General features: G+C 65.5%; 14 protein-coding genes. 9 read left to right on the top strand and 5 right to left on the bottom strand.

The window, feature by feature from the left end:
* Positions 1-84 precede the first annotated feature (84 nt).
* A complete protein-coding gene (locus tag ACVWZ5_RS21100) occupies positions 85-1,251 on the top strand; it encodes an MFS transporter (RefSeq protein WP_096050053.1) in 1,167 nt (388 codons plus the stop codon).
* Here the strand turns inward: ACVWZ5_RS21100 and ACVWZ5_RS21095 are convergent.
* Together ACVWZ5_RS21095 and ACVWZ5_RS21090 are read right to left on the bottom strand one after the other, a co-directional pair.
* On the bottom strand, positions 1,210-2,259 hold the full coding sequence (locus tag ACVWZ5_RS21095) for an alpha/beta hydrolase family protein (RefSeq protein WP_062574177.1): 1,050 nt from the start codon (positions 2,257-2,259) through the stop codon (positions 1,210-1,212). The two genes, ACVWZ5_RS21100 and ACVWZ5_RS21095, sit on opposite strands and share 42 nt — an antisense overlap.
* Positions 2,260-2,407: 148 nt before the next feature.
* A complete protein-coding gene (locus ACVWZ5_RS21090; protein WP_062363121.1) occupies positions 2,408-3,019 on the bottom strand; it encodes an FMN-dependent NADH-azoreductase in 612 nt (203 codons plus the stop codon).
* A 133-nt stretch (positions 3,020-3,152) separates the two neighbouring features.
* On the opposite strand from ACVWZ5_RS21090, the gene ACVWZ5_RS21085 reads away from it, so the two are divergent.
* Both ACVWZ5_RS21085 and ACVWZ5_RS21080 read left to right on the top strand, forming a co-directional pair.
* On the top strand, positions 3,153-4,055 hold the full coding sequence (locus ACVWZ5_RS21085; protein ID WP_062574178.1) for a LysR substrate-binding domain-containing protein: 903 nt from the start codon (positions 3,153-3,155) through the stop codon (positions 4,053-4,055).
* Positions 4,048-4,419 carry an MmcQ/YjbR family DNA-binding protein gene (locus tag ACVWZ5_RS21080; protein ID WP_062574179.1) on the top strand — a complete coding sequence of 124 codons (372 nt, stop codon included), beginning with the start codon at positions 4,048-4,050 and terminating at the stop codon, positions 4,417-4,419. Before ACVWZ5_RS21085 ends, ACVWZ5_RS21080 begins: the two co-directional genes overlap by 8 nt.
* A gap of 18 nt (positions 4,420-4,437) precedes the next feature.
* Here ACVWZ5_RS21080 and ACVWZ5_RS21075 read toward each other — a convergent pair whose 3' ends face one another.
* Positions 4,438-4,854 carry a VOC family protein gene (locus ACVWZ5_RS21075; protein WP_062574180.1) on the bottom strand — a complete coding sequence of 139 codons (417 nt, stop codon included), beginning with the start codon at positions 4,852-4,854 and terminating at the stop codon, positions 4,438-4,440.
* A gap of 222 nt (positions 4,855-5,076) precedes the next feature.
* Between ACVWZ5_RS21075 and ACVWZ5_RS21070 the strand changes: the two genes are divergently transcribed.
* The gene (locus ACVWZ5_RS21070) at positions 5,077-10,104 is read left to right on the top strand and encodes an NEL-type E3 ubiquitin ligase domain-containing protein (RefSeq protein WP_457340827.1); all 5,028 of its coding nucleotides are present in this window, start codon (positions 5,077-5,079) and stop codon (positions 10,102-10,104) included.
* A gap of 2 nt (positions 10,105-10,106) precedes the next feature.
* On the opposite strand, the gene ACVWZ5_RS21065 is transcribed toward ACVWZ5_RS21070, so the two are convergent.
* Positions 10,107-12,611, bottom strand: coding sequence for a UvrD-helicase domain-containing protein (locus tag ACVWZ5_RS21065; protein WP_084942130.1), 2,505 nt, complete (start codon positions 12,609-12,611; stop codon positions 10,107-10,109).
* Between the two features lie 187 nt (positions 12,612-12,798).
* On the opposite strand from ACVWZ5_RS21065, the gene ACVWZ5_RS21060 reads away from it, so the two are divergent.
* Both ACVWZ5_RS21060 and ACVWZ5_RS21055 read left to right on the top strand, forming a co-directional pair.
* The gene (locus tag ACVWZ5_RS21060; RefSeq protein WP_062574183.1) at positions 12,799-13,497 is read left to right on the top strand and encodes a pirin family protein; all 699 of its coding nucleotides are present in this window, start codon (positions 12,799-12,801) and stop codon (positions 13,495-13,497) included.
* Between the two features lie 170 nt (positions 13,498-13,667).
* On the top strand, positions 13,668-14,363 hold the full coding sequence (locus ACVWZ5_RS21055) for a hypothetical protein (protein WP_375547226.1): 696 nt from the start codon (positions 13,668-13,670) through the stop codon (positions 14,361-14,363).
* An 82-nt stretch (positions 14,364-14,445) separates the two neighbouring features.
* Here the strand turns inward: ACVWZ5_RS21055 and gntR are convergent, their stop codons facing one another.
* Complete coding sequence (gntR, locus tag ACVWZ5_RS21050) at positions 14,446-15,465, bottom strand: HTH-type transcriptional regulator GntR (protein WP_062574185.1); 1,020 nt, start codon at positions 15,463-15,465, stop codon at positions 14,446-14,448.
* Positions 15,466-15,672: 207 nt separating this feature from the next.
* On the opposite strand from gntR, the gene ACVWZ5_RS21045 reads away from it, so the two are divergent.
* From ACVWZ5_RS21045 to ACVWZ5_RS21035, 3 genes are all read left to right on the top strand, one after another.
* Entirely contained in the window at positions 15,673-16,212 is a 540-nt protein-coding gene (locus ACVWZ5_RS21045; RefSeq protein ID WP_457340826.1) for a gluconokinase, read from the top strand.
* Between the two features lie 114 nt (positions 16,213-16,326).
* Complete coding sequence (locus tag ACVWZ5_RS21040; RefSeq protein WP_096050044.1) at positions 16,327-17,679, top strand: GntP family permease; 1,353 nt, start codon at positions 16,327-16,329, stop codon at positions 17,677-17,679.
* A 105-nt stretch (positions 17,680-17,784) separates the two neighbouring features.
* Positions 17,785-18,084, top strand: coding sequence for a hypothetical protein (locus ACVWZ5_RS21035; RefSeq protein ID WP_457340825.1), 300 nt, complete (start codon positions 17,785-17,787; stop codon positions 18,082-18,084).
* The last annotated feature ends 236 nt before the right edge of the window (positions 18,085-18,320 follow it).

Here is an 18,320-nt window from a genome sequence, read left to right as displayed (position 1 = left end):
TGCTTAATTAGTTAGGCTGCTTTCTTTTCCGTCGCGCGGCAGCCATGATGGGCACAGCCCCACCGCCCGCCCGCGAACGAGCCCATGACCGCGCCACACGCCTCCAGCGTCACCCTGCAGATTCTCTCGATCGTCCTCTACACCTTCATCGCCTTCCTCTGCATCGGTCTGCCGATCGCGGTGCTGCCTGGCCATGTGCACGACCAGTTGGGCTTCGGCGCGGTGATCGCCGGCCTGACCATCGGCCTGCAGTACCTGGCCACCCTGCTCAGCCGGCCCTTCGCCGGGCGGGTGGCGGACACCCTTGGCGGCAAGCGCGCGATCCGCTACGGCCTGTACGGCATCGCCGGCTGCGGCGTGCTGACCCTGCTGTCGGCCTGGGCCCTCGCCCTGCCCTGGCTGAGCCTGGCGCTGCTGTTGGGAGGCCGGCTGTTGCTGGGCATCGCCCAAGGGCTGATCGGCGTCGCGACGCTGAGCTGGGGGATCGGCCAGGTGGGACCGGAACATACCGCGCGAGTCATTTCCTGGAACGGCATCGCCTCCTATGGCGCCATCGCCATTGGCGCGCCCGCTGGCGTGCTACTGGTGGATGGCCTGAGCTTCGCCGTGCTCGGGCCAGCACTGCTGGGCCTGGCGCTGCTGGCCCTGCTGGTGCTGCGCACGCGGCCGGACGTAGTGGTGGTGCGCGGCGAACGGTTGCCGTTCTGGTCGGCGTTCGGCCGCGTGGCGCCTTGTGGCGTGGGATTGACCTTGGCTTCGATCGGTTATGGCACCCTGACCACCTTCGTCACCCTGTATTACCTCGAGCGCGGCTGGGTCGGCGCCGCCTGGTGCCTGAGCGCCTTCGGCCTGTGCTTCATCCTCTCGCGACTGCTGTTCGTCAATGCGGTCAACCGCTACGGCGGCTACAACGTGGCCATCGCCTGCATGGCCACCGAGGTGCTCGGGCTGAGCCTGCTGTGGCTGGCGCCATCGCCGTTGTGGGCGATGGTTGGCGCCGGGCTGACCGGCTTCGGCTTGTCGTTGGTGTACCCGGCCCTGGGCGTCGAGGCGATCCGCCAGGTGCCCAGCAGCAGCCGTGGCGCCGGGCTGGGCGCCTACGCGGTGTTCTTCGACCTGGCGCTGGCCATCGCCGGCCCGGTGATGGGCGCGGTGGCGGTGCACCTGGGGTACGCCTCGATCTTCTGCGTCGCCGCCCTGCTCGCCTTGTCAGGGGTGGGCCTGACCCTGTTGCTGGCCCGCCGCGGCTGAACGCTCGGCGGGCTCCGGCGCGCCCAGGGCCTGGCTAAAGAAGGCGGTGGTCTCGCTGCGTAGCGAGCGGTGGATATGCTGACGGTCGACGCCCTCGGCGTCCTTGCACAGTACCGGCATGCGCTGATGCTGCTCTTCGTCACAAGGGGCCATGAACACGAAGTGCCCGGCGCCGGCCAGCAGGCGGTAGTCGGGGGTGACCGGCAGCTTGCGCGCCAGGGCATCGGCGTTGTGCTCCAACACCAGCAACTGGTCGTTGTCACCGCTGTAGATCAGCGCCGGCACCTGCACGCCGGCCAATGCGTGACGACCGAACATCAGGCTCAGCGGCGCCATCAGCATCACCGCGCCCACCCGGGGATCGGCGCGGGGCGCCAGCTCGCTGTGGTCGGCGATCAGCACGCCATGGGTCTTGCAGGCGTCGGTGTCGTTGGGGCGTTGCTCGCAATAGCGGCGCAGGCGTTCGAGGTCGGGCCGTGCGCCGGACAGGATCAGCGCGGTCTCGCCGCCGGCGGAATAGCCAATCACTCCGACCTTGCCGTCATTCAGATACGGCGCGAGCAGCCTGTCGTTGCGCGCCGCGGTGATCGCGGCGCTGATTTGCAGTGGCCGGCCATAGAGGTTGCTGAGGGTACCCAGGCGGCTATGGTCGCGGTTGTTGTCCCCGGGGTGGACCACCGCCACCACCACGAAACCCTGGCGAGCCAAGCCATTGGCCAGGTCATGCAAGGCCATCGGGCTGCCGGTGTTGCCGTGGGAGATCACCAGCAGCGGGAACTGGCCCATGGCCACCGGCGCCTCTTCGGCGACACGGGTCAGGTAGCCCTCGATACGCACCGGGCGCGCTTCGCCGCTGGAAGGATAGAACACCAGCGCCTGCATGGGCCGGGCGTCCACCGGGTCGGTGAGCGTCAGGCGGTGCAACCCGGCCACCCACGGCGCCGCCTCGGCGCGGGCCAGCAGGCCGCCGAGCAGCAACAGCGCCATCAGCATACGGGTTCGTTTCATCGCAGGGCACTCCTCGTCGCAAGGCACTGCGCAGCACTCGGGTATGGATGCCAGCATAGAACCCGGCTCGCAGCCAGCACATGAAAACTGGATGAAAAAAGCCGACTGGCGCGCTGGGCGGCAGTCGGCTTTGGTCAAGCAGTCGCAATCAGGCGGCGGCGAACAGCTCACCGGCAATCTGCGCCTGGGCGGCGTCGATGGCCTTGGCACGGTGCTCCGGACCATATGCCAGGCCATGGGCGCGGACGATTTCCAGGTCGGTGATGCCGATGAAGCCGAGGAACACCTTGAGGAAGTCCTCATGGCCGACACCGGTCGGCTGGCCCTGGTGCAGACCACCGGCGGTGGACACCAGGATCACCTTCTTGTCGCCGCACAGGCCTTCAGGGCCGGCCTCGGTGTAGCGGAAGGTCTTGCCGGCCACCGCCACGCGGTCGATCCACGCCTTGAGCTGGGTCGGCACGGTGAAGTTGTACATCGGCGCGCCGATCACCACGGCGTCGGCGGCGAGGAATTCTTCCAGGGTCTCGGCGCTCAGCTTGGCCTCGTGGGCCTGGGCGGCATCGCGCATCTCCTCCGGGGTGCCGGCGGCGACCAGGGTGGCGGCGGAGAAGTGGCTGATGGCGTCGGCAGCCAAATCGCGGTAGACCACTTCGAGGCTCGGGTCGGCGGCTTTCCAGGCCTCGACCACTTCGCGGCTCAGCTGGCGGGAGGCGGAATTGTCGCCCAGGATGCTCGAATCGATATGCAACAGTTTCATGGGACTCTCCTGTGAATGAAGACCGCGGCGGTGGGCGATCACGATGGGAGCAATCCTATCGGCACATCGAATAGCTGATAAGTCGGTAAAAACGCGTTAGTTTGTTCCACTGATGGAACAATGAGACTGTCAAATGCAAGACCTCAACGACCTCTTCTACTTCGCCCGGGTGGTCGAAGCCGGTGGTTTCGCCGCCGCCGGGCGCCAGCTGGGCATCCCCAAGTCGCGCCTGTCGCGGCGCATCGCCGAGCTGGAGGAGCGCCTGGGCACCCGCCTGCTGCAGCGCACCACCCGGCAGCTCAAGCTCACCGCCGTGGGCGAGCGCTACCTGAACCATTGCCAGGCCATGCTGCTGGAGGCGGAGATGGCCGACGAGGTAGTGGCCAGCATGTCCAGCGAGCCCCGGGGTCGCCTGCGGGTGTCCTGCCCGGTGGCCCTGGCCCACGCCTTCCTGCCGGATGTGATCAGTCGCTTTCTCACCCAGTACCCCCAGGTGCAGCTCGACATGGTGCTGCTCAACCGCCGGGTCGACTTGATCTCCGAGGGCATCGACGTCGCCCTGAGGGTACGCGACCTGGGCGACGAGGACCCGGCGCTGGTCACCCGGCGCCTGCGCCAGGCGCAGATGCAGCTGGTGGCCGCGCCGGGCTTCGCCGACCACATCCGCGAGCCCGCCGAGCTGGCGACCGTGCCGGTGCTCGGCGCGGCCGAAGCCGACCGCCTGGTGCACTTCCGTCTGCATGGGCCCGATGGCCGTCAGGAGGAAGTCGCCCTGGAGCCGCGGCTGGCCATCGACGACTTTGTCGTGCGCAACGCCGCAGTACGTGCAGGGCTGGGCTTCACCGCCCTGCCGTCGATGTTCTGCGAGGAAGAACTGGCCCGTGGCGAACTGGTGCGCCTGCTGCCAGACTGGTCGCTGCCCGGCGGCTACCTGCAGGCGGTCTACCCGCACCGCCGGGGCCTGCTGCCAGCGGTACGCGCATGGATCGATCACCTGGCGGCTTCATTCGAAGCCTGTGGAGAGCGTTATGTCTGAGAAAAGGCTGTCCGAGGAGCAGGTGGCGGCGCTGTGCCTGGCCCTGCCTGGGGCGCGGGAAGACTACAAATGGGGCGGCATCCGGGTGTTCTCGGTGGCCGGCAACAAGATGTTCGCCGTGCAGGACCTGGGCGGCGCCGGCTTGTCGTTCAAGGTGGCCGACGAGCTGTTCCTCGGCTACTGCGACCGCCCCGGCATTCGCCCGGCGCCTTACCTGGCGCGGGCGAAGTGGATCAGCATGCTGGCGCCCTACCCGATGGGCCGCGACGAGCTGAGCGACCTGCTGAAGCGGTCGCACCAACTGGTGGTGCAGCGCTTGCCCAAACGTCAGCAGGCGGGGTTGCTGCTTGGATCTACAAGCTGAGTGCGCATCGCAGCACCTTTATGCCTGAATGGGCGGCCCTTTGAGTTCGACGCGGTTGCCATCGGGGTCGTAACAGTACAGCGAGACACCCTCACCTTCAGCTCCGTAGCGTTTCTCCGCGGCCTCGACCCTTACCCCGGCCTCACGCAGCCGTGCGCTCAGCGACGGTTCGTCGAACGGCTCGATGCGCAGGCAGAAATGGTCGACATTGTGCCCGCTCGGGCCGGGCAGCGGGCCGCCCTGGCGCCCCAGCGGACCATCGACAGCCACCAGGTCGATCAGGCCGTCGCCAGCCGCCAGATGGATCATGCCCAGCGAATCCCTGCGTTTGCGCACCGGACAGCCAAGCAGTTCATGGTAGAAGGCCAGGCTGCGCTGCAGATCGCCGACGCGCAGGACCAGGTGGTCGATATGCAGGATGGTGAAAGCTGGCATGGCAGTGCTCCACGTTCAGGCTTTGTCTAGACCATAGCAGCGTCCCCGCCGGCTGACCTTAGGCCGTCGCCGTCAATGGCCGACGGTAGGTCCGCCGCAGGTGCTGTGGGCCAAACGGCTCCTGACATGTCAGCCATCGCCCTGGAAGCGGCTCAACTATGTACCGCCTCAAGCCCTTCCCACTGTCCTTGAATGGTCGCTCCCCCTTATTGGAATGCGACCATGCACAGCCTCGATCCTCCCTACCACCAGCAACAGATCTTGCGCAGCCTGCCGGGCTGGACCAGGCATCTGCATCCAACCCACACTCAAAGGCTGTTGCGTCGGGCACACCGGGAACACATCAAGCCGGACGGACAGTTCGCGGACTGGTTCGTCCAGGCGTCGCCTGTCCGCCAGGCAGAACTGCGCGAGGCCATCAAACAGCGAACGACCAGTAGCAAGGCACTGGCCAAGGCTTTACAGGATATGCGGGGCATTACCGAGTTCTGCGAACCTTTGCTGAAGGCGCGACTGGGTGTCCAGGTGTCCGTGACTGAAGCTCAGTTCAAACAGCAACCCTTCACACAGATGCAGGAGGGGGGCGTCCCGGATCCAGAGGCCTCCCATGACATACCCAACCCTCCGATCTTCATCGAACGGCCTTCCGGCCCTCCTACCCTCACCAGCCTGCTCGAAGCCGCCCTGCACAATTTCGAAGGCATGGCCGAAGTCGGCCCCTTCAGCACCCTGCAGACCAGCGTCAACGACTGCACCGTGATCGCCGGTCTGAGTACCAGTGCATTCGTCAGCCACTGCCGTGCGCTCGACCTGGGCAAACGTTATCAGCAGCACCTGCAAAGCATCTACGGCGGTACGCGAAAGGCCGTGCTGCAATCACTTTGGAGCCGGGCGCGGTGCGATGAACTTGCCGTGCAGGCCCTGATTGCCTTTATGCGGGGATACATGACGGAAGCTGGACTCCAGGCGTTGCTCCAGCTCAGCGCGATTGATGCAGCGCCGCGTTATGGAGGGACAAAAGCCTCGATACGGACGTTGACCATGCTGGGCATCCAACTGCATGACCTTTGGCTGCTGGTCGCAAACGGCCAGCCCGAGCCCTCCTGCATCGCCTACCTGCCCTTCGACGAGGATCACCCGGTACAGGAGTTCATCAATCTGCTGGCCTTCGGCAAGTACCTGCGGCGCCGGTTGCTTGAGCCCGACTATCGAGAACGCTTTCTGGAACATGTCGCCCTCAAGGATCGCCCTGAGATGGCAAGAAAACTCAAGGCCAGGCTGTTCGAAGGCCCCCGGGCGCAGGTGATCCCCCTCGAGACGCCTTCCCCCGCCTTTGCCGAGACCGAGCCCGGCACGCATCCCTGGCATGGGCAAGAGACCGCCAGCGAAACAGGTGACCCGTCGGCTCCGCGCCCTGTCCGCTTCCCGGCGCTGGCGGTTCATGAAACCGCCATTGCCTTCCCGGTGTGGCCCAAGCTGTTCAACGACCATGTACAACGCCTGCAGGACGACGCGCGCGGGGTGGCGGTACCGACGGCCGATGTCGACGCCAAGGCACGGCGTGAGCGCCTGATGCTGTGGGGCGAGCGCGGCCTCAACCTGCTGGGGGTGGCGGCCATGTTCGTCCCCGGCCTGGACGTCGCCATGCTGGCAGTGGGCGCAGGCCAGGTCATGAGCAGCATCTTCCACGGTTTCGAAGCCTGGTCCGAAGGTGACAACGCCCAGGCCGCAGGGCAGGTCGAGTCGCTGCTCATCAACCTCGGCAGTGTGATCGCCATCGCTGGCGTCGCCAAGCTGGCCAGGGCCAGCGGCTTTGTCGACTGGATGGAAAGCCTCTGGATCGATGGCCAGCAGCGCCTGTGGCACCCGCAGTTGCAGCCCTACCGCAGCCCGGTCGAACTGCCGGCGGAGCTGCAACCGGACAACCAAGGCATCCTGCAGTATGACAATCGGCATTTCATCGAACTGGACGATTCGCTCCACGAGGTGCGAAAGCACAGCGATGAAGACTGGCGCATTGTCCATCCGGAAGATCCACAGGCCTATCAGCCACGACTGCGTGGCAATGGCGAAGGGGCTTGGCGCTTGTCGCACGAGCGACCGCAGGACTGGAGCCGGGTCAAGCTGATACGCCGCCTCGGTCCGCTCTGCAAGGGCTTGAACGATGAAGAACTGCTGGCAGCGCTCGACAGCAGCGGCCTGGACCGTGGCGTGCTGGAGCAGGTCCACGCCGACGGCAGGCGCCCTCCGGCGCTGCTCGAGGACGCCCTGCGCCGGCTCAAGGCCGACAGCACCGCCGACGAGATCATCGCCCGAACCCGCCAGGGCCGCCCGCTGGCAGCCTACAAACAATTCGCCATCAGTGTGCTCGGCGAACTGCCCGGTTGGCCCGAGGATGTGGTGCTGGAGGTTTTCGAGGGGGTCGAGCCGATGGGCAGCGCCACCCGTTATGGGCGCAATCGGCTCGGTGACCAGGTAATCCAGTTGACCCGCAGCGACCTGGACAACGGCGACCTGGCCAGGATCGTCCTGGAAAACCTGGACGAAGAAACGGTAAACGCCCTGCTGCCCGAGGGTGCCTCAGCCGGGCAACGCCAACAGGCCTTGCAGACGCTGATGGCCGACCGGTTGAGCGCAAGTCGGTCGGCGCTGTTCGACAGCCTCTACAACGCTCATCCCAAACCAGCCACGCCCACGATCTTGGCCATCGGTCGCCAGTTTCCCGGCCTGCCCCGGCAGGCACTCGACGAACTGGCCAGCCAGGCCAGCAGCGCCGAACGCAACAGCCTGCTTGCTGGCCGGGTTCCCCTACGTATTGCCGAGGAAGCACGGCTGCTGCAAGCCCGCGTGCGACTGGACCGGGCGATCCTGGGCCTGTACCGCAACAGCCTGGCCAACGCCGATAGCCAGCTGATCAGCGACAACCTGCTGGCCCGCTACCCACAAGGGTCCGCGCAACAGCGCTATCACGCGGCGCTTGCCGACCGTCCCGCAGCCGCCAGGCTGATCGGCCAGCAACCGGTGAGCCCCGGCTTTCGCTCGCCCCTGCGCCTGAGCGATGGCAGGTATGGCTACCCGCTGAGCCCAGGCGTGTTCGCCTCCCGGGCCGAACGCGAGCTGCATGCCTTGTACCCCGGGCTCGGTGATCGCGAGGTCAGGCAATTGTTGGTTACCCTGCGCGGCAGGGGCAGCGCGACCGAACAGATTCAGGCATTGCGTGCTCAATTGGCAACGCTGCGTGAACAGCTCGGCGCCTGGGCCAGCAAAGGCGCCGAGGACTGGGGCGAAGAAGTCGGCGCCTACTTCACCAGGACCGCCGACCAACTGGTCCGGGCCTGGCAGCGCCTGGACGGCGAAGTACTCAGTCTGTCCAATATCAGCCTCGATGCGTTGCCGCCGCTAGCGGCGCGTTTCGATCACATCGCCACGTTGACGCTGGAGAACCTCAACGTGATCGAAATGCCCGCCGACTTCCTGCAGGCCTTTCCGTCATTACGGCGAATCGATGTGCGCAGCAGCCCGCAGTTGCGCGCCACTTCGGTCCTGCGGGCACTGCGCAATGCTCCGCAATTGCGTGAACTGCGTCTGAGCGGGACACGCCTGAGGGAGCTGCCAGCTGTCGCCCACGAGGTATTGCCGACACTGGACAATCTGCGCAGCCTGGAGCTGCCCCGCAACCGTCTTACCCTGACCCTGCCGGACCTGCAGATGATTGCGGGCCTGCGCCTGGAGACCCTGGATCTGCGGGTCAACCGCATTGCGCTGGATGCGCAAATGGCGGGGGCCTTTGGCTCGATGCGCGCGTTGCGGCACTTGCACCTGAGCCTGAATCCGCTGGGCCTCGGCCCTGACGTGGGCAACCTGGAGAACCTGGCCACGCTGCGCCTGGACAGCACCCAGTTGCAGCACTGGCCATCCGGGCTCGGCACCTTGATGCAGCGCACCCCATGCATGCTGCGCGAAGTGGACCTGAGCATGAATCGCATCACGCAGATTCCCGATTTCGACGCGCTGATCCACTCAGCCTATTCAGACGCACTGCTGGCCAGACGCCCAGGCTATCGCTGGCGCTTCAACTACAACCCTTTGGATGAAAGCACCCGCACAAGCCTGAGGGTAATCGGCGCCTCCGCCGAGGAACAAACGATCGAGGCGCTTTTGTCTGCGCCTGCGCAGCGAATCGACTGGCTGAGCGAAGCCAGCGAAACCCGCCAAGCCACCTGGAATGCATTGTTTGACGAGGATCGCAACACCAGCTTGCGCGAGGTCATCGAACAGGTCGGCATGTCGGCCAGCGCGCTGCGTCAGCCCAGGGCCTTTGCCCGTCAGGTCTGGAGACTGCTTGATCGGGCTGCCGCCAGCACTCGCTTGCGCACCCGCCTTAACGAGGTGGCCAGCGAGTTCCCGGTGACCTGCGGCGATGCCGGTGCCGACGGTTTCGGTACCCTGCAGGTCGAAGTAATGGCCTACGATGAGGCCGCAGAGATCAAGGCCGGCTATGGAATCGCCGGTAACGAGGTTGCCACGCCACCACTGTTCCAGTTCTTTAGGCGCCTGTTCCGACGAGACCAGGTGAACGCCCTGGCCCAGGATCTGTTCAACGCCAGGCTTGCACGACGCGATGCCCTGCGTGCAGTGGATGCCTGGCATGCCCAGCCATTGGACGAGCGCGGTGCCAGGCCCGCAGTACCCGAGTTGCATCGCTTCGATACGCTGTCGGACGACGTGCTGCACAATGGCCTTGGCGAAGGCCTGGACCTGATCGAGATTCGCCTGGCCCTGCGCACTCGCCTGTCGAGGAGACTGGACTTCCCCGAGTTCCAACAGGACATGCTGTACCGGCAAACCGCCGAAATCTCGGCGCAGACCGAAGATGCGGTGCGCAATGAGGTCAAGACACGGGACACCAGCGCCGACAGGCGTCGCCAGTGGATCTCTCGACACCCGACCTGGCGCCGCTTGCTGCACCGGGAATTCATTACCCGCTTCGACGTGCTCAGGCGTCGCTGGGATGTCGGCATGGACTACCTGGAGGGCAATGACCTGGACGGCACGCTCGAACCCCCGGTGATCGAAGCACTGACCAAGGCGCTGGGGCGCAGTCCCCTTGGCGAAGATGGCCAGCCCCTGCGCCAGCCCCTCACCAGTGAAGAGTATGTCGCGGGCATGAACCGCATGGCCCTGGGCCTGGAAGCGGACGAAGACGCCCTCTACCTGGGCCTGACCGCACGCCGCGACCCCAACAACTGAGCCTACTGGCCGCGCAGGTCCTCGAAGAAGACCTGCCGGCCGTGCACCTGGCTCGACGCGCGCGGCTGCCCGGCCACCTCGCCGCTGGCCTTCTCCACATGCCAGTAGCAATACCGGACCGCCCGCGTGACAGCCACATAGGCCAGTCTTTGCACCTCGTCCTTTTGCGCCGTGTCGAATGCCTGGGCATCACCCGGCTTGCCCAGGCCGGCCAGACGGTAGACCTGGTTCTTGTATGGCGAGCTGGTCAGGTACTGGCAATCGCCCAGCATGAACACTGTGTCAGCCTGCAGGCCCTTGGCACTGTGATAGGTCAGCTGGCGCAGGCGGCGCTGGCCGATCGGCAAGCTAGAATCAACTTTAACAATCGATGATATATGTTGTTCTATCAATAGCTTATCGCTGGATTTTCGAAACAGTATCATGACTGTTTCGCCACGTTGATAGTGCTCGATCACGGTCTCGGCCAGTGCCGCCTCGTCCCGGTCGAAGACCCTCACCGGTGCCAACGGCAATTCAGCCGCCAGCCCTGCGGCCTTGGCCTTCTTGCCAGTGATGGCCGGGGCGCCTTTGACCAGATGCTCGGCGGCATCGATGATGTGCTGCTGGCTGCGGTAGTTCTCCACCAGCATCACCCGCGTGTTGGCGGGTGACGGGAACGCCTTGGTGAACTCCATGAAGTACTTCGGCGAACTGCCGCGCCAGCCGTAGATCGACTGCCAGTCATCACCGACGCACATCAGCGACGAATGCTGCGCCACCCGCCCGACATGCAGGGCCGGCCCACGGCGGCGGATCTCGGCCAGGCTCGCGCGCAGCCAGCTGACGATCTGCGGCGAGACGTCCTGGAACTCGTCGATCATCAGGTGCGCCAGGGGGCGCAGCAACGGGTCGGGCAACAGCCCGAGGTTCTCCGGGTTGTTCTCGCCGAACAGGGCGAACATGCGGTTGTAGGTCATCACCGGCGGCGACTGGGCCAGCAGGTGTGCCTCCAGCGCCTTCCAGTACAGGGCCAGGGCTTCGAAGAAGACCGCGTCGGTATCGCCAGTGGGGAAACTCATGGCCGCCACCGCGGCATTGACGTCCAGGCCAAGATTCTCGATGAAGCTTCCCGCCGTGACGAAGGCGTCGAGCAACGGCGCCGGGGCCAGCTCGCCCTTGACCTTGTACTCGAAGCCCGGACCTGCCACGGCATCACCCGCCAGGGACGCCGCCAACCGTTTTGCCGAAGAATAATTATCAAGCCATATCAATGGTTTATCGCAGAAAGCTTGAAACAGAGTGCGCTTTACCGCCCACTCCGCACGCACCGCCAGCTTGGCGCCAGGACGCTGATACTGGCCGCTTTCGGCGGGATCGAAGCCCAGTACTACCCAGGCATCCAGCCCTTCCAGGCGACCATGCACATGGAAACGGCTGCCACGGATCTGCACCGTGTCCCGGCACGGTTCGATGCCCTTGATCGGCCAGGCGCCGGCGGCGAACCACAGGTCCTCGATCACGTCGCACAGCTCTTCGTCGCGCTGGGCCGCCAACTGGGTCACCTGGGCGCGCTTCTGCACATCCGGGTGATCGGGATCCAGCGGTTTGAGCAGCAGGGCTTCCTGGCGCAGCGCACCGATGAGCTGGGCGAAACGCGGACTTTGGCCCATCAGGTCGCGGTAGCACAGGTTGAGCTGCTGGCGCTGGGCATCGTTCAGGCGCAGGTCGAACGGGTTGCTGTCGGCACTGGCCTCGCTTGCCACTGGCACTTCATTGCCCAGGGTCTCGAACGCCCGTACCTGGGCGAATCCCGGCAGGCTGCGCACCAGCGGCAGAATCCGCGAGTGGAAGGTGCGCACCAGTTCGCGCCCCTGGGCCGGCGACAGTTCGACCTGCCACAGGGCGAATACCTGCAGCAGGCGCTGGATGAAGTCCTTGCGCGATTCACGGGTGAACGTCACCACGGTCAGGGCATCGAGCTCGAAGCCCAGGTAATGGCGCAGCAACAGGATGCGCAGCACCAGCGAGGTCGACTTGCCCGCCCCGGCGCCGGCCACTACGCAAGTGGACGGGGTGTCGCTGAAGATCAGCTTCCACTGCGCCGCGCTCGGTTGCATCTCGGCGGGCAGGCGCTGGGCGACATCGGCCTTGAAGCGCTTCTTCAGCTCGGCGGTCAGCGGTAGGCGCCAGTCGTCGAACAGGTTGACGTCCTGGCCCGGCACGACAACCTGCTCGGGGCGAGTATCACGGATCACCAGGACTTGGCGCCCGGCCTCATAGCCGTCCACCCGGCCCCGCTCGTAACCTTCGCGCAGGCCGTCGGCATGGCCGTTGCGCTGCCCCGTGGCGTGACCCAGGAACCAGGAGTCGCGGTGCTGCGCCTGCAGGCGCGACAGGCCACGCCCGAGCAGGCGGGCCGCCAGGCGACGCAGCCAGGGCAACTGGGCGGGCGGGGTCAGGTCGGCCGGGGCCCGGGGATGCTCGTGAGACACGGTCACTCCATTGAAAATCGAAACGGCGAGCATGTTCGCCTCATCTGCACAAAAGTGCCAGCGAATGCTTATGGATCAGGGTATTAGGCGATGAAACGCAGGTTGATTCACATAGATATGAATCGAATATCTAGATAATAAGAAGCCGATATTTACGCTTTTTGTCGATCTTTCAAAACCGCATGATAGCTCCATTCAAACGAATCAGAGGAGCATCACCATGCTGCAACTGCGACCCTTCGAGAGCCTGGGCCACGCCAACCACGGCTGGCTGGACGCCCACCATCACTTCTCGTTTGCCGAGTACCACGACCCGGCACGCGTGCACTGGGGCAACCTGCGCGTCTGGAACGACGACCTGATCGCCGCCGGCGCAGGCTTCCCGCCCCATCCGCACCGTGACATGGAAATCATCACCTACGTCCGCGAAGGGGCTATCACCCACCAGGACAGCCTGGGCAACAAAGGCCGTACCGAGGCCGGCGATGTGCAGGTCATGAGTGCCGGCAGCGGCATCGTCCACAGCGAGTACAACCTGGAGCAGGTCGACACGCGGATCTTCCAGATCTGGATCATTCCCGAGAAGGTCGGCGACGCGCCGTCCTGGGGCACCCGGCCGTTTCCCAAGGGCGAACGTGGCGAGGGCTTCGTGACCCTGGCCAGCGGCCGCGAGGGCGATGAGGACAGCCTGCGCATCCGCACCGACGCACGTCTGGTGGCTGCCACCCTGCGCGCCGGCGAAAGCGCCGAGTATCGCCTCGATGCAGGTCGACGCGGCTACCTGGTACCGGCCAAGGGGCTGGTCGAGGTCAATGGGCTCCAGGCCAAGGCGCGCGACGGCGTGGCGATCGAGCAGGAGACGGTGCTGAAGGTGACGGCCCTGCAAGACAGCGAGATCGTGCTGGTCGATGTCGCCTGATCCGCGCGGCCCTTGACCACGGCTTATCGTGAGTCAAGGGTCGCGATATTGCACTTTTTCGCCTTCCTGCGCTCTATCCATGGCCAGGCTCCGCCGATCCCCGGCAGAACCGACGACTCCCACCGGTGCCGATGGCCGTACGACAACCCGCCGAGCTTCACCACCGCCTGATGTTGGCCGCTGCCTTCGTGTGCCTGACAGCCTGCACCCAACAGCAGGGCCGCGACATGCTTACCCAGATCGGCAACGGCAAGCCAGACGAGTTGTTCCAGACCAGTGTCGACCGCATGGCCACCTTGGCCATGCGCGACAATCTGCAAAGCTTGTACCTGCTGATGGACAAGCTGTACCTGCGCAACCCCAGCCAGTGGAGGCTGTCGGGCTACCTCGACGCCACCACGGCGGCGCGGCAGATTCGCATCGCCATCGAGCAGCGCCAATCGCTGCCGCAGTTGGGCGAGCGCCGCGACCTGGCAGCCTTGAGCTACGCCCTGAGCCCGGAGTTTCGCGGCGACCGGGTCGGGGCATTCATCTACGCCATCGGCAGCATGCTGGTCACCGCCCATGGCGGACGCACCGCGTTCTACATGACGGACACGCTGGACCCCCTGTTCATCAACAACGCTGCCCGCAACATCGAGAAAGCCACCTGGATGCTGAGCCAGCGCCAGGATGCCAATGGCGTGCTCCTGCTGTTTTCCAACGAGATTTCCGAACAGGGCAGCAACCTGAGCTTCGCGGTGGAGTTCGGCAAGGTCGTCGCGCGCCTGGACCTGGTGGCGCAGATGCTCGACGAACGCTACCGGCGAATCGGCCTGAACTATGCGCAGAGCCTGCTGCTGATGAACTTCCTGCCAGTGCAGTGACGCGTGTCCGCTGATCGCACGCGCCAGCCCTGGAGCCGTGGTTGAGACAGGGATATCCGGATCGAGCAGTGCCTGTAGCGGCTCAGGAACTCTCCCTCACCATCAGCTCGAACCCCAGGTCCTGCTGCCCGGTGGCCACCCGCTTGCCATCGAGCAACGCCAGCAACGCCTGCGCCGCGCCACGCCCGACCGCCGCGCGCGGGGTGCGGATCGAGGTCAGGCGCGGGACCATGTGCGCCGAGGCCGGCAGGTCGTTGAAGCCGACCATCGCCACTTGCCGCGGCACCTCGACGCCTTCGCGCAGCGCCTGCAGCACCGCGCCCTGGGCCAGGTCGTCGTTGCAGAAGAAGATGCCATCGACATCCGGCGCCTTGGCCAGCAGGCGGCTGAACAGCGTGCCGCCCAGACCGATGGACGACGGCTGCGGATCGAGCATTTCCAGCTCGGGCGCCTGCAGACCGGCCTCGGCCAGGGCCTGGCGGAAGCCCTCGGCGCGTTGCATCACCCGCGGGTCGAGCTGCGCGGCGATGAAGCCCAGGCGCCGCCGACCGCGCTCGATCAGGTGGCGCGCCGCGGCGCGTCCTGCCTCATGCTGGGAGAAGCCCACCGACAGGGCGTCGGCCTCGCCGCCCAGCTCCATCATATGTACGCACGGCACCCGACTGGCGGCGAGCATCTGCCGCGAGGCGTCGCTGCGCTCGAAGCCGGTGAGCAACATGCCGCACGGCTGGTAGGCCAGGTAGTTGCGGATGAGGTTCTCTTCCTCGGCAATATCGTAGTGATAGTTGCCGATCAGCACCTCCAGGCCACGGGGGCGCATCACCTCGTGGATGGCCTCGAGGGTGTCGATGAACAACTGGTTGGACAACGATGGGATCAACACCACCACCGACTGGCTGCGCGCCGAAGCCAGGGCGCGTGCCGCCGGGTTGGCGACATAGCCCAGGCTGGCCGCTGCGGCCATGACCTTCTGCGCCAGCTCCGGCGCGACCGTGCTGACGCCGCGCAGGGCGCGGGAGGCGGTGATGGGAGAAACCCCGGAAAGCCTGGCGACTTCCGCCAGGGTGGGACGACCGGTAGTGCGCGAGCCAGTGCGGGACATGAGTGTTGTAATTTTACCGCTTGCAGGAATGGGGAACGGTCACTAAGGTAGCGCTGTCTCTGAATGCAGGCAATGCAATCTTGGTAGCAGGCATGCGTTCAGCGTCCATACTGCCAAAGACAAGATCAATAACACCCGGGAGGGTGGCGCATGACGCTCGGTTCGTCCCGACCGAGACAGCGCTATCTCACCCAGCAGGAGGTACAGATGAACCCTTCCCTGTCCGCGATCGTGGTCATGGGCGTAGCCGGCTGTGGAAAAAGCAGCGTCGGCGCCGCCATCGCCACTCGCAGCGGCGGCCGCCTGATCGAAGGCGATGCCTTCCACCCCGCCGCGAACATCGCCAAGATGAGTGCCGGCATTCCCCTGGACGACGACGATCGCGCCGGCTGGCTGGTGCTTCTGGGCCAGGCGCTGCAAGACACCCTGGCCGCCGGCGAGCGCCCGATCCTGACTTGCTCGGCACTCAAGCGCCGCTACCGCGACACCCTGCGCCAGGCCGTGCCCGACCTGCGCTTCGTGTTCCTCGAACTGACCCCGCAAGAAGCCGAGAAGCGTGTGCTGGCCCGGCCCGGCCACTTCATGCCGGCCAGCCTGATCGACAGCCAGTTCGCCGCGCTGGAACCGCCTCACGCCGAACCCCTGACCCTGGCCCTGGATGCCACCCGCCCGCTGACCACGCTGGCCGAGGACGTGCACCAATGGCTAAAGCCTTGCGGTGAGCAGGCGCTGGCGCGGACTGCCTGATCCGGCGGTTTTTCCGGCTCACCAAAGACAGCGCTGTCTCCCTGCTTCTCAAGACGCAATGACGCAAGACACGCGACACCAAAACAACAACGAAAAGACCGAGGTTCACGAACCATGTTCGGACTGGCTACCGATACCTTCCTGTTGCTCGACGCACTGGTCACCATCGTCGGGCTCATCCTGCTGATCACCCATTTCAAAGTCCACCCCTTCGTCGCCCTCACCCTGGCCGCAGGCTTTCTCGGCCTGACCTCCGGCATGCCGGTGGCCAAGGTGATGAAGTCGTTCCAGGACGGCTTCGGCGGCGTGCTCGGCTTCGTCGGCATCGTCCTCGCGCTGGGCACCATGCTCGGCAAGCTGATGGCCGACTCCGGCGGCGCCGACCAGATCGCCCAGACGCTGATACGCGCCTTCGGCAAGCAGAAGGTGCACTGGGCGATGATGTTCGCCGCCTTCCTGGTGGGCATCCCGCTGTTCTTCGAGATTGGCTTCGTGCTGCTGATCCCGCTGGTGTTCATCGTCGCCCGCCGCTCCGGCGTGTCGCTGGTGAAGATCGGCATCCCGCTGCTGGCCGGCCTTTCAGTGGTGCACGGCCTGGTGCCGCCGCACCCGGGGCCACTGCTGGCGATCGGCATCTTCCACGCCGACATCGGCAAGACCATCTTCTACGGCCTGCTGGTGGCCCTGCCGACCGCAGTGATCGCAGGCCCGCTGTTCGGCAACTTCATCTCGCGCTATATCCCGGGCAACCCGTCCCAGGAGCTGATGGACCAGATCGCCCGCGAGTCGAACCAGCAGAACCTGCCGAGCTTCAGCGTGACCCTGATCACCGTGCTGCTGCCGGTGGCGCTGATGCTGCTGAAAACCTTCGCCGACGTGGTATTGCCGGCCGAACACATCGTGCGCCAGTGGATGGACCTGATCGGCCACCCGATCACCGCCCTGCTCGCCGCCCTGCTGCTGGCCTTCTACACCTTCGGTTCGGCCCGCGGCTTCAACCGCCAGCAGATCATGAAGATGCTCGACCAGAGCCTGGCACCCACCGCCGCCATCGTGCTGATCGTCGGCGCCGGCGGCGGCTTCAAGCAGATGCTGGTGGACACCGGCGTCGGCAACGTGATCGGGCAGATGGCGGTGCAGGCCGAGATCTCGCCGATCCTGCTGGCCTGGCTGGTGGCGGCGGTGATCCGCATCGCCACCGGCTCTGCCACCGTGGCCACCATCACCGGCGCCGGCATCGTCGCCCCGGTGATCGACCTGGTGCCAGGGGTGAACCGTGAGCTGCTGGTGCTGGCCACTGGCGCCGGTTCCTTGATCCTGTCCCACGTCAACGACGCCGGGTTCTGGCTGGTCAAGCAGTACTTCAACATGACCGTGGCCGAGACCTTCAAGACCTGGAGCATGATGGAGACCATCCTTTCAGTGGTCGGCATCATCTTCATCATGTTGCTGTCGATGGTGGTGTGACCGTTGGTCGCCGTCATGGCACCTTGCTGACGGGCCACAGGCCCAAGTGAGACAGAGGCCCTGCGCAGGCAGGGCCGCTTACTCCGTCGCAAAGGAGCCTGCCCCATGAAACACGCCTTCCTCCTCGCCGCCCTGCTCGCCTCGCCACTGGCGCTGGCCGCCGGTACCGGCGCCACCTACCCTGACGATCCGCACAATCCGGCGCCTCAGCCGGGGGTCGACAGTACCCTCAATCCGATCGAGCAGCCCATGCCGCGGGATACCGACCCGCGGATCAAGGGCAATGACCCGGACAGTCCGCCAGCCGAGCAGAACGATGATCGTGATCTGCCGGGGATGGGCGACAGTGGATCGGAGGGGATGGGGCGTGACGGTGGTGGGTCAGGGACTAGCGGGAAACCTTGAGCCCATAGCGTTACTCGATCCCTGTAGGAGCGGCCTTGTGTCGCGAAAGGGCTGCGTAGCAGCCCCAGGATTTCAGCCTGTAGCAGAAATCGCCGGGGCCGCTCTGCGGCCCTTTCCGACCGGTCCGACGCCTCGGCAAGGTGTTCTGGTCAAGTTTTTCCGGACACCGATTACGGTGATCAAGCCGCCTGCTGCTCCATGGCTATTGGCGACAGGTAGTTGTTGTAGCTGTGGAG

This window comes from Pseudomonas sp. TE6283 (genome assembly GCF_054060555.1).
The sequence above is the reverse complement of the archived record's forward strand: the minus strand, read 5'-3'. Positions and strand labels throughout refer to the sequence as shown.

Excerpts from the sequence above, each read along its gene's own strand:
- ACVWZ5_RS21100 (WP_096050053.1), top strand. The coding sequence starts at position 85 with ATGACCGCGCCACACGCCTCCAGCGTCACCCTGCAGATTCTCTCGATC.
- ACVWZ5_RS21095 (WP_062574177.1), bottom strand. The coding sequence starts at position 2,259 with ATGAAACGAACCCGTATGCTGATGGCGCTGTTGCTGCTCGGCGGCCTG.
- ACVWZ5_RS21090 (WP_062363121.1), bottom strand. The coding sequence starts at position 3,019 with ATGAAACTGTTGCATATCGATTCGAGCATCCTGGGCGACAATTCCGCC.
- ACVWZ5_RS21085 (WP_062574178.1), top strand. The coding sequence starts at position 3,153 with ATGCAAGACCTCAACGACCTCTTCTACTTCGCCCGGGTGGTCGAAGCC.
- ACVWZ5_RS21080 (WP_062574179.1), top strand. The coding sequence starts at position 4,048 with ATGTCTGAGAAAAGGCTGTCCGAGGAGCAGGTGGCGGCGCTGTGCCTG.
- ACVWZ5_RS21075 (WP_062574180.1), bottom strand. The coding sequence starts at position 4,854 with ATGCCAGCTTTCACCATCCTGCATATCGACCACCTGGTCCTGCGCGTC.
- ACVWZ5_RS21070 (WP_457340827.1), top strand. The coding sequence starts at position 5,077 with ATGCACAGCCTCGATCCTCCCTACCACCAGCAACAGATCTTGCGCAGC.
- ACVWZ5_RS21065 (WP_084942130.1), bottom strand. The coding sequence starts at position 12,611 with ATGCTCGCCGTTTCGATTTTCAATGGAGTGACCGTGTCTCACGAGCAT.
- ACVWZ5_RS21060 (WP_062574183.1), top strand. The coding sequence starts at position 12,799 with ATGCTGCAACTGCGACCCTTCGAGAGCCTGGGCCACGCCAACCACGGC.
- ACVWZ5_RS21055 (WP_375547226.1), top strand. The coding sequence starts at position 13,668 with ATGTTGGCCGCTGCCTTCGTGTGCCTGACAGCCTGCACCCAACAGCAG.
- gntR (WP_062574185.1), bottom strand. The coding sequence starts at position 15,465 with ATGTCCCGCACTGGCTCGCGCACTACCGGTCGTCCCACCCTGGCGGAA.
- ACVWZ5_RS21045 (WP_457340826.1), top strand. The coding sequence starts at position 15,673 with ATGAACCCTTCCCTGTCCGCGATCGTGGTCATGGGCGTAGCCGGCTGT.
- ACVWZ5_RS21040 (WP_096050044.1), top strand. The coding sequence starts at position 16,327 with ATGTTCGGACTGGCTACCGATACCTTCCTGTTGCTCGACGCACTGGTC.
- ACVWZ5_RS21035 (WP_457340825.1), top strand. The coding sequence starts at position 17,785 with ATGAAACACGCCTTCCTCCTCGCCGCCCTGCTCGCCTCGCCACTGGCG.